This is a genomic window from Acidobacteriota bacterium, from assembly GCA_030697165.1.
Taxonomy (GTDB): Bacteria; Acidobacteriota; Vicinamibacteria; order Vicinamibacterales; family UBA2999; genus 12-FULL-67-14b.
The window spans coordinates 228,926-241,534 of record JAUYQQ010000010.1 but is presented as its reverse complement, the minus strand read 5'-3'; the positions used below and the strand labels follow the sequence as shown (position 1 = coordinate 241,534).

Below are 12,609 nucleotides of genomic sequence, written 5' to 3'. Positions count from 1 at the left end.
GCACAGATATTAGCCCCATTCGGGCCACGCGGCGCTACGGCGCACGGCGCAGGCGGGCCAACCGTCGATAAAGCGCCGAGGGCGGCTCGCGGCGGTTGTTGGGTGTGCGCTCGAGCGCCGCTTCGTAAGCGGTAATGGCGCCGGCACGGTCGCCCCGCGACTCCAGCGCAAGACCGCGATAGTAATAGCCGCGGGCGTCCTCCGGCGCCTGCGCTACGAGCGCATCGGCGGTGGCAGCCAGCGTGTCGGCCCCCCGCATCTGCTGGACGCGGGCGCGAGCGGCCAGTTGATCTGCCGGGGTCGTAGGCGGCGCCGGCATCATCACCCAGTCGGTGGTGACGGTTCTTCCGCTCACCGGGAGCGACACGCGAATGCGCTGCCCCGCCGGGGGCAACGTCGTCATGGTGACCCAGACTTCGAGCGTCGTCGTCGCCTCCATGCGGATGGGTGCTTCGTCTGCCGCCCTTACTATTGAGACCGGTGGCCCGGCCGTGGCAGTGCCGTCCGGCTGTTCGACCTCGATCCGGACGCCGGCGTCGAGTTGCGCGCGCGAGAAGGTGACCAGATCGCCTTCGGTCGTGATGCGGTTGCGCAGCCTCCCGTCGAACAGGCTCACGATGCCCAGGGCCTCGTCACCAGGCGCGCCGGTTTCGATCGCGAGACGGGCCATCAGGTCTAAGGTGCCAGGGGTGCCAGGGGTGCCAAGGGTGCCAGGGGGGGCTTGCATTCGTAGCCAGAACCACAAGACTGCTCCGAGCAGCGCTACGAGGCCCAAGCCGTATACCACCAGCCTGGCGCCCTTCATTTAAGCTTCACCTGGTGCTGGCAGTTGCCGACCGTGCTGCTGCCTGACACGGGCATCGGGTGGCCGTCCTCCATGCGCCGGGCACCGCTGTTGATGCTGGTGCCGGCCTTCGACGTGCAGAACTGGTCGCCGAACTCGGCGGGGAAGGTCCAGGCATGGCACCGACCGTCCCAGCCGCGGTAGTAGGCGGCGTCCGAATAGGCCATGACGCAGCCGCGGTGGCCGCTGGTCGCGCCGCCCCAGATGGCAATCACCCCGTCGTCGCCCCCGTTACACTTGCCTTCGTCGTAGTCGCCGTGGTGTTCCACCGACACGGCGTGGCCCAGCTCGTGCGCAATCGTGTGGGCTTCCTCTTCGGAGGAGCTGGTACGCATCACCGCCCCGTTGATGCACACCTTTTCGACGTCGTTGGGTGTGCCCACGTCGGGAAACACCTCGCCGGCCGTGGTCTCGTCGAGGCCGCAATCGCCGGTCAGCAGCAGGCCCTTCTGCGCGCCGGCCGATGCGTAGCCGCGGTTGAAGTTGACCACGCGCGAGGTGTCGTACTGGGTCTGCTGGATGGTGTAGGTCAGCACGCCGCTGGCGCTGAAGGAGCCCAGGCCCCTGGCATAGGCATCGTAGATGAAGAGCTCCTTGTGCCTGGGGCTGGTGGTTACCCAGTCGCCACCCACCATGAACCCGCGGTACTCCTCGAAGTTGGAGAAGCCGTCGCCGCGGTTCTCGCCCGCCGGCTCGTCGTCCTGGTCCGCCGACGCCGCCTGGCCCCACACGCCGGCGTTGCGCTCCCACCCGTCCCAGATGCGGTTGCCGTTGGCGTCGAGCGGAACCGTGATCGATGAGCCGCCGCCGGCGGCATCGAGCAGGTACCATTCACCGTCCACGATCACTTCGGCCTTAAGCTTGCCCGAGGCGCCATAGTCGAACGCGGCCAGGGTCACGCTGGCCGAGGTGGTGGCGTCATTGGTTTCGATAATGAGGGTATCGCTGCCGGGCGGTTCCACCGGCGCGCTCATGGGCTGCGGCTGTTCTCCCGAGAATCTCAGGTCGAGTCCGGTGCCGCTGCCCCCGGCATTGAGCGCGTAGCCTTTTTCTCGAGACACGTCGAACAGCGTGAAGCGGAAGCGGCCGGCCACGCCAAGGGCGGGATCGATCGAGGCCCGCACCGTGACCTGCTCGGCCAGCTTGGGGCGCCACGTCGCGTCGACGGCGTCGAGCGTGCCGGTGATGCCGAGACGGCGGCGCAGATCCCACTTGACCGTGCGCGTGATGCCGGCCTCCGATGCGCGCCCACTCGCGGCGAACGATCCCTGCATGCGGCCGTCGATCAGGGCGCGGCGCTCGCGGTCGGCATAGGGATAGTCGGCCAGCGTGTTGGCCATCAGGCGGCGCAGGCCCGTGGTGTCGATCGAGGCCGGCGCGGGCGTCTGTCCGTTCCAGAAGAACACCGGCAGGCGAGTGCCGATGGCGTTCAGCATCTGCTGGGGCGGGACCTCGGCGGGCGAGCGCTGCAGGATGACGGTGCCGTCGGTGGCCGTGAAGGTGTGCAGCACCTGCAGGTCGGCGGCGGTCCAGAGTGCATAAGCACCGCTCGGCAGGATGTCTTTCAGCGGATCGTCGTCCGCCATCGATTGATACACCCATCCCGCCTGCAGCACGCTGCCGCCCGAACCGGATCCCGACAGCTGCAGGCGCTCGGGACGGCGCCGCGTCACCGCGACGCCGCTTGCCTCGGCCGTCCACGACGACCCATCGTCAACCAGCAACACCAGTTGTCCCGTGGTGCGGCCGCTCGGATCTTTCACGTCGATGCGCTGCTTTTCGAGCCACTTGACGCGCACCTGGAAGGTGGCCGTCCACACGCCATCGGCAAACGGGTTCTCCTGCCGCGCGAAGTCCTCGGTGGCGACCGATGTGAGCGTGCCTTCCCAGTGCACGGGCCGGGCCGGCGCCTGGGCGGTGGGATGCCACGGCACGAGCGCGAGCAGCGATACGGCGGCAAGGCCGGCCACCACCCAGCGGGGCGACGGGTGACGGCGAATGAAAGGCAGAGGTGGCACGGGTCACAGATTATGACCAGTCGCGCCGGCGAAATGTCAAAAGACCGGCTCTGATACAGTTTCCAGAGCCTCTCCAGGACCCATGACGAGCCCCGAATTCACCGACTTCGATTCCCTGCGCAACCAGCACTTTCCGACCGATGCCATGGTCGAGGCAATCCGGCGGGCGCTGCCGGCGGTGGCGCAGACGCGCGGATCGACCCAGGCAGAGCTCAATCGGACGCTGGCGCGGTACCTGCTCTGCGAGCCGGAGCATGTGCAGGTGCTGCAGGGCGCCTCGCAGATCTTCCCGATCTTGAAGCGACTGGTGGGCGTCAGGCCGGTGCTGCGGCCAGAACCGTCGCTCGGTGAGTACGCGCGGATCTTCCCGCGCGCGAAGACGTACGCCGATGCCCTTGCCGGCTTCGACCTCGCCGCGTTCGACGCCGCCATTCCGGGCGACGGCGTCGTGGTGATTGCCTCGCCGAACAGTCCCACCGGTACGGTCGTGCCCACGGCGTGGGTCGACGAGTGCGTTCGGCGGCATCCGCATACCCTGTTCGTGGTCGACGAGTCGTTGGCTGACTTCTGCGATGAGACGCCGATGGTCGAGCGGCTGAAGGCCGACCCCGTCTCGAACGTGATCGTCATCAAGAGCCTGGGCAACGCCTTCGGCGTGCCGGGGCTTGGCCTGGGCTACGTCTATTGCCTCAATCCCGAGGTCATTCGGGTGCTGGACGATGAGATTCCCCTGTGGAATCTGAGCCGGCCGGCCGAGTTCTTTCTCGAGCTGATGCTGGCGCACCGAGCCGACTTCGAGCGCTCGCTGGCCGCGACCAAAGCCGACCGCGCGGCCTTTGCCGAGATTCTTGCCAAGGTGCCGGTGGTGGCCCGCGTGCATGCGGGCGGTGGCAACTTCCTGCTGGCGTCGCTGAGGGGCCACGACCCCACCATGGCCGGTGCGATCAAGACCGAGTTGCTGGCGCAGCACAACATCGGCGTTGCGGATGCGTCGTACCGCCTGCGTCCGGCCCTGCCGCGCCTGCGCGTGGCGGTGCGGCTGCCCGAAGAGAACGCGCGGTTCTGCCGCGCGCTTGACAGCGTGACCATCGCGGTCCCGTCATGAACAACCCCGGTCTCGCCCCGTGAACGCACAAAAGGAAGATGTCATGTCCGCTGCCAACGATTCCGCGGCCTTCGCCGCCCTCGCGACCGTCACCACCGCCACGCTCACCACGATCCTGCTCAAGAAGGGCCTTCGCAACGTCTGGATCCGCGGGTCGTTCCCGCTCACCAGCGGCCAATCGCGCATCGTCGGTCGCGCGTTCACGGTTCGCTTCATTCCCGCGCGCGAAGATCTCGCCACACCCGCGTCGTGGAGCTCGCCCAAGTCCACGCGCGCCGCGATCGAAGAAATGCCGGCCGGCTGCATTGCGGTGATCGACGCCAACGGCGTCAAGGACGCTGGTTTCTGGGGCGACATCCTGTGCGCGCGCATGGCCGTGCGCGGCGTGGCCGGGCTCGTGAGCGACGGCGCGGTCCGCGACCTCGCGGGGGTGTTGTCCACCGGGTTGCCGGTCTGGGCCAACGGCACGGCAGCGCCGCCGTCGGTGGCCGGCCTGACCTTTGTCGATTGGCAGCAGCCGATCGGTTGCGGCGGTGTCGCGGTGTTTCCTGGCGATGTGATCGTGGCCGATGGGGATGGTGCGGTGGTGATCCCGGCCGCGCTCTTCGAAGAGGTCGTCGCCCTGGCCGTCGAGCAGGAACGTCTCGAGGGCTGGATCATGGACGAGGTCAAGGGCGGGGCGGCGCTGCCCGGGTTGTATCCGGCCAACGCCGAGAACCAGGCGCGCTACGAGGCGTCGAAGCGGCACCCCTAGACACGGTCAGCTCACCGTTATTGCGCTATTGCCCTGATCGCGCTGCTTGTATCGCCACGACCTCTTCAAGCACGGGCACGACCAGCCGATCCTTCGGGCGATCAGCAGCCTTCTTGCTCACTAGAATGCGTGCCAGGGGCAGTACCCTCGTGACCACATCACCCACTGTGACGTCGATGGCGTTGGCCCACTCTTCATCAAAGCTGTTGAGCCCGCTCATGCTGAGCACGACATCGAACAACTCGAGCCCCTCGCCGGCGAGCATCGGTGGCGTATGGAGCGTGGGCGCGACGTAGGCGCCACCGACCTGCCGGAGGACAGCGGCCAGCTTGGGATCATCAAGACTGCCAAACCACAGGTCCACGTCCTGAGTGACGACCGGCGCGCCCTGCAACGCCGCGGCTGAGAGACCGACAATCAGGAAGCGGACCTGCTGATTGACGAGCTCCCGCACAAAGCGGAGCTCACGTTCGGTAAGCGGCGGCAGCTCGGCCACGGAGCAGGCTTCGATTGAGGCGGGTCAGCGGGTCCAGGCGAAGGAGTGCGAGCGTGTGGCGGACGGTGTCGGGGTCGAGCCCCGGACTGCGCTGAAGTGCCGCCGCGACCTCCCGGAGCAGGTCACCGGCATCCGCGAGGGCCGTTGCCAGCACCTCCTGATCGCTCTTGCGCGTGGGCTCCACTGGCGCATCCATAGGGCCATTGTCACGCCCCATGCCCCGAAGCGTCAATCTGAGATGCGTCGCTTCGTTGAGGCACCTCAACGGGATCACCGCAGCCGGCCGATCATCACTTCGGTGGATTTGATGATAGCGACGGCCTCGTCGCCCTTCTTCAGCTTCAACTCGTTCACCGCATCGCGCGTGATCACCGCCGTCAGGATCTGATCGCCGATGCGCAGCCGTACCTGCGACAACAAGCCGTCGCTGCGGACCTCGTCGACAATGCCGCGCAGTTGGTTGCGGCCGCTGAGCGCGACCAGCACACCGCGCGTGGCGGGCGCGCGACGCGGCGCGCGGCTGACGGCCTTGCCGCCAGCCGGGGCCATCTGCAACCGCAGCACTTCGGACTCGGCAATGCGATGGTGACCGCCGTTGGTTCGGGTGGTGCGGACCGAGCCGTCGTAGATCCACTGTTTGAGCGTCGAGTACGCGACCCCCAGCCGATCGGCCGCCGCCCGCACCGTGAGCAGATCGCTCATGTCACATCCCTCACCGTCTTCTCAGTTCTTCCCAACACCGCAAACTCACTCTAAATCGTTATCTAAATCGTAGTAAATCATACTAAATTACCTATTCGATGACGAGATCCAGCCGGACCACAAAGTTCGTGAACTGGCTGGTGGCCGGGATTACAGTTCTCGGCCTCAGCGCGTCGCTTGTGGCGCGAGGCGCGCCCGTTGCCGCACAGCCCCCCGGCCTGGTCGTGTCAGTCGCCGTGAGCCTGCATGCGGCGCTCGCCGAGATCGCCGGCTTGTACCGTGCGGCGACGGGCGTGTCTGTTTCCCTCAACACCGGCGGTTCCAACACGCTGGCCCGGCAGATTGTCGCGGGTGCGCGGGCGGCGGTGTTCGTCAGCGCAGACGAGGTGCAGATGGACGTGGTCGAAACGGCCGGCCGCGTCGTCGCCGGCACCCGCACGCCCCTGGTGACCAACGAACTCGCCGTCGTGGCCCCGAACGATCGCCCGGCCCCGGCCGGTCTCGCCGAGCTGCTCCAGGGCGGTGTGGCGCGGCTCGCGATGGGTGAGACCGCCAGCGTCCCCGCGGGTGTTTACGGGCGCCGCTGGCTCGAGCATGAAGGCGCGTGGGCGCGGCTGCAGACGAAGGTGATTCCGTTCCCAACCGTACGAGCCGTGCTGGCGGCGGTCGAAGCGGGCCGGGTGGATGCCGGCATTGTTTACGCCACCGACGCGCGCGAAGCGGCGGTGCGGGTGGTCGGCCGTGTCTCGGCCAGGGAGCACGCGTACCTGAACATCGTGCAGCCGGCGGCGGTGATTGCCGGGCCCAATGAAGCCGACGGCCGCCGCTTCCTGCAATTCCTGCAAGGGCCTGCCGCCCGCGCCGTGTTTGAGCGGAGAGGATTCCGCACGATTGAGCGCTGAGACCTGGCAGATCGCGCAGTTCACGGTGCTGATGGCGGTTGTCGCCACGGCGCTGACGCTGCCCTTTGCCGTTGCCGCGGGCTGGCTGTTGGCGCGTGGCACGTTTTGCGGCAAGGCGCTGGTCGAAACGGTGGTGTCGTTGCCTTTGGTCCTGCCACCGGTGGCGACGGGCCTGCTGCTGTTGTGGCTGTTCAGCCGCCGCAGCCCCGTGGGCCAGGCGCTCGATGCCATGGGCATCGAGGTGATCTTCACGTGGAAGGCGGTAGTGATCGCGATGATGGTCGTGAGCTTCCCGCTGTTCGCCCGCAGCGTGCGCTCGGGTATCGAGCAGGTGGATCGCCGCTACGAAGACCTTGCGGCGACGCTTGGCGCGGGCCGCTTCCGCATTCTGCGGACCATCACGCTGCCGCTCGCCTCGAAGGGGATCATCGCCGGCGCGGTGCTGGGCTTCTCGCGCGCGCTCGGCGAGTTCGGCGCCACCATCATGGTCGCCGGCGCCATTCCCGGGCAGACCCAAACGCTGGCGGTGGGCATCTACACCTTTGTCGAGACCGGTCGCGAAGAGGCGGCGTGGGGGTTGTTGCTGCTGTCGGCGCTGCTGGCGTTTGGTGCCATCTATCTCTCCAACCGGCTCGTGGCGGCGGGCCCGTGATCCAGCTGACTCTTGACGTCACGCTGCGCCAGCAGGCCTTCGAGCTGCGCGTTCGCGACGCCTCGTCGGTCGAAGTGCTCGGCCTGTTCGGGCCGTCGGGCAGCGGCAAGACGACCCTGCTCGAGGTCATTGCCGGCATTCGCACGCCCGATGCCGGAGAGATTCGCGTTGGCGATCGCGTGCTGTTCTCGTCGTCCGCCGGCATCAACCTGCCGCCTCGCGATCGCCAGATCGGCTACGTGCCCCAGGACGCGCTGCTGTTTCCCCACCTCGACGTCGACGGCAACATCAACTACGGCGTCCACCACAGCCGTCGTAACCTGGCGGGCGACGACGAGTCACGCTTGCGCTCGGCACTCGTCGAGATCCTCGATCTGGAGCCGTTACTGAGGCGCCGGGTGCAGAAGCTGTCGGGAGGCGAAAAACAGAGGGTCGCCATTGCCCGCGCCCTGATGACGCAGCCGGCGGTGCTGTTACTGGACGAACCGCTGGCCGGCGTCGATCGCGCGCGCCGCGATCGCATCCTGCCGTATGTGCTGCGCATTCGCCGCGACCTGCACGTGCCCCTTGTCTACGTGACGCACGACGAAGCCGAGCTCACCGCGATTGCCGATCGCGTTCTGCACCTCGAGGCCGGACAGGTCACGAACGTGACGGTGCGCTCGCCGGAAGCCGCACGGTGAACGTGGCGCCCTCGCCGGGCGTGCTGCTGGCCTCGACGGTGCCGCCATGCAGTTCGACGAGGTGGCGCACGATCGCCAGCCCCAGGCCAAGTCCGGCCTGCTCGCGCGTCGGGCTGGCATCGGCCTGCCGGAACCGATCGAACACGAACGGCAGGAAGTCGGGCGGGATCCCCGGGCCGGTGTTGGCCACGACAATGCACAGGTCGCCGGCGACGTCGCTGACGACGGTGTCGACGCGGCCGCCCGACGGCGTGAACTTGACGGCGTTCGACAGCAGGTTGGCCACGATCTGCTGCAGCCGCGAGGGGTCCAGGTTCCTGGTGCCGACCTGGCTGATCGTGGCGTGAAGTTCCAGGCCCTTGTCCTCGGCGGCGGCCCGCATCGACTCCACGACCCCCTCGATCAACGGCGCCACGTCCACGGTCTCTCGGGTGAGCCGCAGCTTGCCGGTCATGGCCGCCGACTCGTCCAGCAGGTCGGCAATCAGGCGGAATTGGAGCTCGGCGCTGCGTTCAATCGCATCGAGCGCGCGGGCCCGCTTGACCTCCGACAGCTGGCCCGACCGCAGCAGCTGGATCCAGCCCAGCAATGCGTTGAGGGGTGTTCGCAGTTCGTGTGACAACGAGGCGAGGAACTCGTCCTTGAGGTGATTGGCCGCCTGCGCATCGGCGCGCGCCTTGGCCAGCCGGTGCGCCAGCACCGAGATGCCGGCGCCGATCACGAGATACAGCGACAGCGGCACGACCTCGTCCGATGCCCGGGGAAAGGCCAGGTACGGCAACCGAAAGAAAAACTCGGCGGCCAACCCACCCATCAACGTCGCCACCAGGCTGGCGCGCAGGTCGGTCCACATCGCCGTCACCAGGATCGGCGGCACGAACAGCAGGAACGCAATCGGGTTGGTGGGCGTGAACTGTTGAATCGCCAGGCCCACGACAATGGTCACCGCGACCGAGATCCCGGCGATGCCGTACGAACTCACGCTACTGACCGTCGGCGATCAGCCCGGCCGAGGCGCCCACCCATCGCAACCCCTTGTTGTGATCGACGCCCATCATCTTGCCGCGCCCCATGCGGATCAACGGCAGCACCGGCTGAAACCCCTTGGCAGATCGTACATACATGATCCGGATCTCGGCCTGGGTCGGGCCCTCGGGCGTGTCGATCACGGGCTCGAACCGGATGCGTTCCTGCAGGATGTAGTTCGCCCGCTCGTCAGCGGGAATGGCGGCGACCTGCGCATCGGTTGGCGCGAAGATGATGCCGCCGCCGGCGAACGAGAACAGCGGCTTCAGCAGGTAGCGCTCCCGGTCGGCCGGCAGTCGATCGAGCTGGTGCAAGAACGTCGTCTCGGGGACCGCGCGGTGCTTCAGCCACGGAATGGAGAACTTGCTGATCTGGAAGTACCACGACGGATGGCCGGCCCACTCCACCTCGAGGTCGTCGCGGTAGTCGAACGGCAGCGGCACGTTCTTGCGTTCGAGCTCGTCGGGGATGACGCGGTTGTAGATCCGCGCGATCGGAGTCCGCTGGCCATCGCGCTGGTAGAACAGGCGCCGGCCGTCGCGTTCGATCTCCGACGTGTCCACCGCGCGCACGCCCCACATGTCCTCGGAGACGACGAAGTCGGGCCAGGTCTTCTGCTTGCGCGGCTCGATCTCCATCAGCACCACGTGTTTCGGATCGTGGCCGTTCAGCAACGCCTGGCCGACGAGGTCGTGGTACTGCGCCGCCTGCAGGCCCGCCAGGAACATGCCGAGCGACGGGTCCAGCGCAAACGCGTCGCGATAGGCCTCGGCCACCGCCAGTTGAAACCCGTACAGCGAAGCGAACGCCTGGAGTTCGACGAGCTTCGGCTCGATCGCGCCCGATGGCCCGAGCACCAGGCCGAAGTCCACCTGCAGGAACGTGGGATGCGTCTCGGCGTTCGGCCCCCTGAACCGGTCGGGCACCGCGGCGAGCGCGGCGGCGCGGGCGTCGGGGCGATCGAGAATCTGGCTGGCCAGCTCGAGGCCGGTCGCCGACAGTTCGTCCATCAGCGAGCGCGGGAAGAAGCAGGGCGTTTCGCTGATCGGAAAGCCGATCGAGGCGACGGTGCGCGTTTCGAGCCGAGCGAGGAGGCCGCGGTACGAGCGCTCTGACCACGACTCGTTGAACGACCGGCGTAACTGTGGAATCAAAAGGGACCTGCTCCCATTTTACGGTTTACGTAAGTCCTCTAAAATGGGAGCAGGTCCCTTTTTAGAGTCCCGCCTGAGTCTCGGCGACCATGTACTCGACCACTTTGTTGAGATCTTGAGTCTCGGCGAAGACGGCGAGCTGGCGTTCGGCGCCGTTGCCGTGTTCGAGCATGGTCCTGATGTAGTCGATCTCGTTGCGGCTGCCCAGCTCGTCCACTACATCGTCCACGAAATCGAGGTATTCGAGCATCAGGTCCTTGGCCGGGACCTCGGTCTCCTGGCCGAAGTCGATCAGCTTGCCCTCGAGCCCGTAGCGCGCCGCCCGCCACTTGTTCTCCATGATCAACGCGCGGCTATACATGCGGAAACCCTGGTTGCGCGAGTGCAGCTTGTAGAGCTTGGCCATGGTCGCCTGGATCAGGGCGGCGAGCGCCAGCGTCTCGTCCACGCGCATGGGGATGTCGCAGATGCGCACTTCGACGGTCGAGAAGAACGGGTGCGGCCGCACGTCCCACCAGATCTTCTTGGCGTTGTCCATGCTGTTGGTCTTGATCAACAGGTTGACGAAGCTTTCGTAGTCGGCCCAGCTCGTGTAGGTGTCGGGGATGTTGGTGCGCGGGAACTTGTCGAACACCTTGCAGCGATACGACTTGAGGCCGGTGTTGTCGCCGATCCAGAACGGCGAGTTGGCCGAGAGCGCCAGCAAATGGGGCAGGAAGTAGCGGACCTGGTTCATCAGGTGGATGGCCACCTCGCGGTCTTCGATGCCGATGTGCACGTGCAGCCCGAAGATCAGGTTCGAGCGGGCGACGAGCTGCATGTCTTCAACGACCTGGCGGTAGCGCTCGTCCGGATAGATGTCCTGGGCGCGCCAGTCGGCGAACGGATGCGTGGCGCCGGCGCACAGCAGCAGGCCGTTGTCCCGGGCCAGGTTCACCATGGCGCGCCGCAGGTTGACGATGTCGGCGCGCGCCTCCTGCATGTTGCGGCAGACCCCGGTGCCGACTTCGACCACCGACTGGTGCATCTCGGCCTTGATCCGCTCGTCGAGCTGCCGCTTGCCCTTGGCGATGATCTCGGCGTTGATGTGCGATCGCAGGTCGTAGGTGACCGGATCGATGGTCTGGTATTCCTCTTCGATGCCGATGGAAAAGGACGGCTTCATAGAGGTTCAGGGAGGTTCGGGGAGGTTCGTGAGGTTCGGGGTGGTTCGGGGAAGGAACAGTCCTGAACCATTCAGAACCCCCCTGAACCTTTCAGGAGTGCATCCCACCGGTAGCTCGCCGGGGGTGCGGGTTCGGCGGCCTGCTTCACGGCCAGGTCGGCCACCGCGTTCACAATCCAGTCGAAGTTGGCCTGGCCCACCGAGTGCAGATCCGCATCGGGCGCCGGGTTCATGAAGTCGATGGCGTAGGGCACGCCGTCCTCGACGGCGAACTCGACGGTGTTGAGATCGTAGCCGAGTGCCCGGCACAGCGTGCGGGCATCGCGCTCGACCCGCTCGATTAGCGCCTTCGGGTACTCCGGCGGGTTCTTCACGTAGCGCTCGTGGAAGGGCAGCCGCGGGTCGTAGGGCATGATGCGGACGTGTTCCTGACCGACCACGTAACAGCGGAAGTACTCCTTGAAGTCAACGCCGCGCTGCAGCGTCATGCACAGGGTTCTGGTCTGGTCGTAGGCCGCGAAGAACTCCTCGCGGTTGTTGATCTTGTAGACGTCGCGCCAGCCGCCGCCGTCAAACGGCTTCAGGAACGCCGGAAACCCGACGTAGTCGAAGATCGCGTCCCAGTCGAGCGGGTACTTGAGGTTGCGCATCGACCGCTCGGTGGTGCCGGTCGGGTGCTCCTTGTGCGGCAACAGGATGGTCGGCGGAATGGCGACCCCGAGCTTGGTGGCCAGCGCGTAGTTGAAGAACTTGTCGTCGGCGCTCCACCAGAACGGGTTGTTGATAATCCGCGCGCCACAAAGCGCCGCGTTCTTCAGGTACGAGCGGTAGTACGGGATGTCGTGCGAGATGCGATCGACAATGACGTCGTAGCCGCAGGGCTCGGCCATGCGCACGTCGGCGATCTGCACGAACTCCGCCGACACGCCGGCCACGTTCATGGCCGTGATGCGCTCGACGAGCGCCGCGGGGAACGTGTTCTCCATTCCGAACAGGATGCCAATCTTCTTCATAAAAGACCTGCCGGGAGTCGGGAACCGGTAACCGGGAGTCGAAATCTGACGACCATGGGCACTAGCTTACTCCCGACTTCCGCCTCCGCGGCCAA

The 12,609-nt window shown here is 66.6% G+C and carries 14 protein-coding genes; 5 read left to right on the top strand and 9 right to left on the bottom strand.

Annotation, left to right across the window (positions count from 1 at the left end; genetic code table 11):
- Positions 1-34 precede the first annotated feature (34 nt).
- Together Q8T13_11115 and Q8T13_11110 are read right to left on the bottom strand one after the other, a co-directional pair.
- Positions 35-727 carry a tetratricopeptide repeat protein gene (locus Q8T13_11115; GenBank protein MDP3718304.1) on the bottom strand — a complete coding sequence of 231 codons (693 nt, stop codon included), beginning with the start codon at positions 725-727 and terminating at the stop codon, positions 35-37.
- A gap of 74 nt (positions 728-801) precedes the next feature.
- A complete protein-coding gene (locus Q8T13_11110; protein MDP3718303.1) occupies positions 802-2,862 on the bottom strand; it encodes a M43 family zinc metalloprotease in 2,061 nt (686 codons plus the stop codon).
- Positions 2,863-2,944: 82 nt separating this feature from the next.
- Between Q8T13_11110 and Q8T13_11105 the strand changes: the two genes are divergently transcribed.
- Together Q8T13_11105 and Q8T13_11100 are read left to right on the top strand one after the other, a co-directional pair.
- The gene (locus tag Q8T13_11105; protein ID MDP3718302.1) at positions 2,945-3,967 is read left to right on the top strand and encodes an aminotransferase class I/II-fold pyridoxal phosphate-dependent enzyme; all 1,023 of its coding nucleotides are present in this window, start codon (positions 2,945-2,947) and stop codon (positions 3,965-3,967) included.
- A gap of 43 nt (positions 3,968-4,010) precedes the next feature.
- Entirely contained in the window at positions 4,011-4,721 is a 711-nt protein-coding gene (locus Q8T13_11100) for a ribonuclease activity regulator RraA (protein MDP3718301.1), read from the top strand.
- Between the two features lie 25 nt (positions 4,722-4,746).
- Here the strand turns inward: Q8T13_11100 and Q8T13_11095 are convergent, their stop codons facing one another.
- The 3 genes from Q8T13_11095 to Q8T13_11085 all read right to left on the bottom strand — a co-directional run bounded on the left by Q8T13_11095 (position 4,747) and on the right by Q8T13_11085 (position 5,919).
- Positions 4,747-5,217, bottom strand: coding sequence for a hypothetical protein (locus Q8T13_11095; GenBank protein ID MDP3718300.1), 471 nt, complete (start codon positions 5,215-5,217; stop codon positions 4,747-4,749).
- Entirely contained in the window at positions 5,186-5,413 is a 228-nt protein-coding gene (locus Q8T13_11090) for a hypothetical protein (protein MDP3718299.1), read from the bottom strand. The genes Q8T13_11095 and Q8T13_11090 overlap by 32 nt, the downstream gene beginning before the upstream one ends.
- A gap of 74 nt (positions 5,414-5,487) precedes the next feature.
- Positions 5,488-5,919: a TOBE domain-containing protein gene (locus Q8T13_11085; GenBank protein ID MDP3718298.1), complete on the bottom strand. Its 432-nt coding sequence runs from the start codon at positions 5,917-5,919 to the stop codon at positions 5,488-5,490.
- Between the two features lie 98 nt (positions 5,920-6,017).
- Here Q8T13_11085 and modA point away from each other — a divergent pair, with 98 nt between their 5' ends.
- Genes modA through Q8T13_11070 form a run of 3 tightly spaced genes read left to right on the top strand, consistent with a single transcriptional unit; the run spans position 6,018 to position 8,156 of the window.
- Positions 6,018-6,821: a molybdate ABC transporter substrate-binding protein gene (gene modA, locus Q8T13_11080; protein ID MDP3718297.1), complete on the top strand. Its 804-nt coding sequence runs from the start codon at positions 6,018-6,020 to the stop codon at positions 6,819-6,821.
- On the top strand, positions 6,811-7,473 hold the full coding sequence (gene modB / locus Q8T13_11075) for a molybdate ABC transporter permease subunit (GenBank protein ID MDP3718296.1): 663 nt from the start codon (positions 6,811-6,813) through the stop codon (positions 7,471-7,473). The genes modA and modB overlap by 11 nt, the downstream gene beginning before the upstream one ends.
- Positions 7,470-8,156, top strand: a complete 687-nt coding sequence (locus tag Q8T13_11070) for an ATP-binding cassette domain-containing protein (protein ID MDP3718295.1) — start codon at positions 7,470-7,472, stop codon at positions 8,154-8,156. The genes modB and Q8T13_11070 overlap by 4 nt, the downstream gene beginning before the upstream one ends.
- Here Q8T13_11070 and Q8T13_11065 read toward each other — a convergent pair.
- From Q8T13_11065 to Q8T13_11050, 4 genes are all read right to left on the bottom strand, one after another.
- On the bottom strand, positions 8,116-9,138 hold the full coding sequence (locus tag Q8T13_11065; protein ID MDP3718294.1) for a HAMP domain-containing sensor histidine kinase: 1,023 nt from the start codon (positions 9,136-9,138) through the stop codon (positions 8,116-8,118). The genes Q8T13_11070 and Q8T13_11065 overlap by 41 nt on opposite strands.
- A gap of 1 nt (position 9,139) precedes the next feature.
- Positions 9,140-10,336 (bottom strand): hypothetical protein, encoded by a 1,197-nt coding sequence (locus tag Q8T13_11060; protein ID MDP3718293.1) that lies wholly within the window; start codon positions 10,334-10,336, stop codon positions 9,140-9,142.
- 61 nt (positions 10,337-10,397) lie between these two features.
- The gene (locus Q8T13_11055) at positions 10,398-11,501 is read right to left on the bottom strand and encodes a carboxylate-amine ligase (protein ID MDP3718292.1); all 1,104 of its coding nucleotides are present in this window, start codon (positions 11,499-11,501) and stop codon (positions 10,398-10,400) included.
- 71 nt (positions 11,502-11,572) lie between these two features.
- Complete coding sequence (locus tag Q8T13_11050) at positions 11,573-12,514, bottom strand: hypothetical protein (GenBank protein ID MDP3718291.1); 942 nt, start codon at positions 12,512-12,514, stop codon at positions 11,573-11,575.
- Positions 12,515-12,609 lie beyond the last annotated feature (95 nt).

Excerpts from the sequence above, each read along its gene's own strand:
- Q8T13_11090 (MDP3718299.1), bottom strand. The coding sequence starts at position 5,413 with ATGGATGCGCCAGTGGAGCCCACGCGCAAGAGCGATCAGGAGGTGCTG.
- Q8T13_11100 (MDP3718301.1), top strand. The coding sequence starts at position 4,011 with ATGTCCGCTGCCAACGATTCCGCGGCCTTCGCCGCCCTCGCGACCGTC.
- Q8T13_11105 (MDP3718302.1), top strand. The coding sequence starts at position 2,945 with ATGACGAGCCCCGAATTCACCGACTTCGATTCCCTGCGCAACCAGCAC.
- Q8T13_11050 (MDP3718291.1), bottom strand. The coding sequence starts at position 12,514 with ATGAAGAAGATTGGCATCCTGTTCGGAATGGAGAACACGTTCCCCGCG.
- Q8T13_11085 (MDP3718298.1), bottom strand. The coding sequence starts at position 5,919 with ATGAGCGATCTGCTCACGGTGCGGGCGGCGGCCGATCGGCTGGGGGTC.
- modA (MDP3718297.1), top strand. The coding sequence starts at position 6,018 with ATGACGAGATCCAGCCGGACCACAAAGTTCGTGAACTGGCTGGTGGCC.
- Q8T13_11055 (MDP3718292.1), bottom strand. The coding sequence starts at position 11,501 with ATGAAGCCGTCCTTTTCCATCGGCATCGAAGAGGAATACCAGACCATC.
- Q8T13_11115 (MDP3718304.1), bottom strand. The coding sequence starts at position 727 with ATGCAAGCCCCCCCTGGCACCCTTGGCACCCCTGGCACCCCTGGCACC.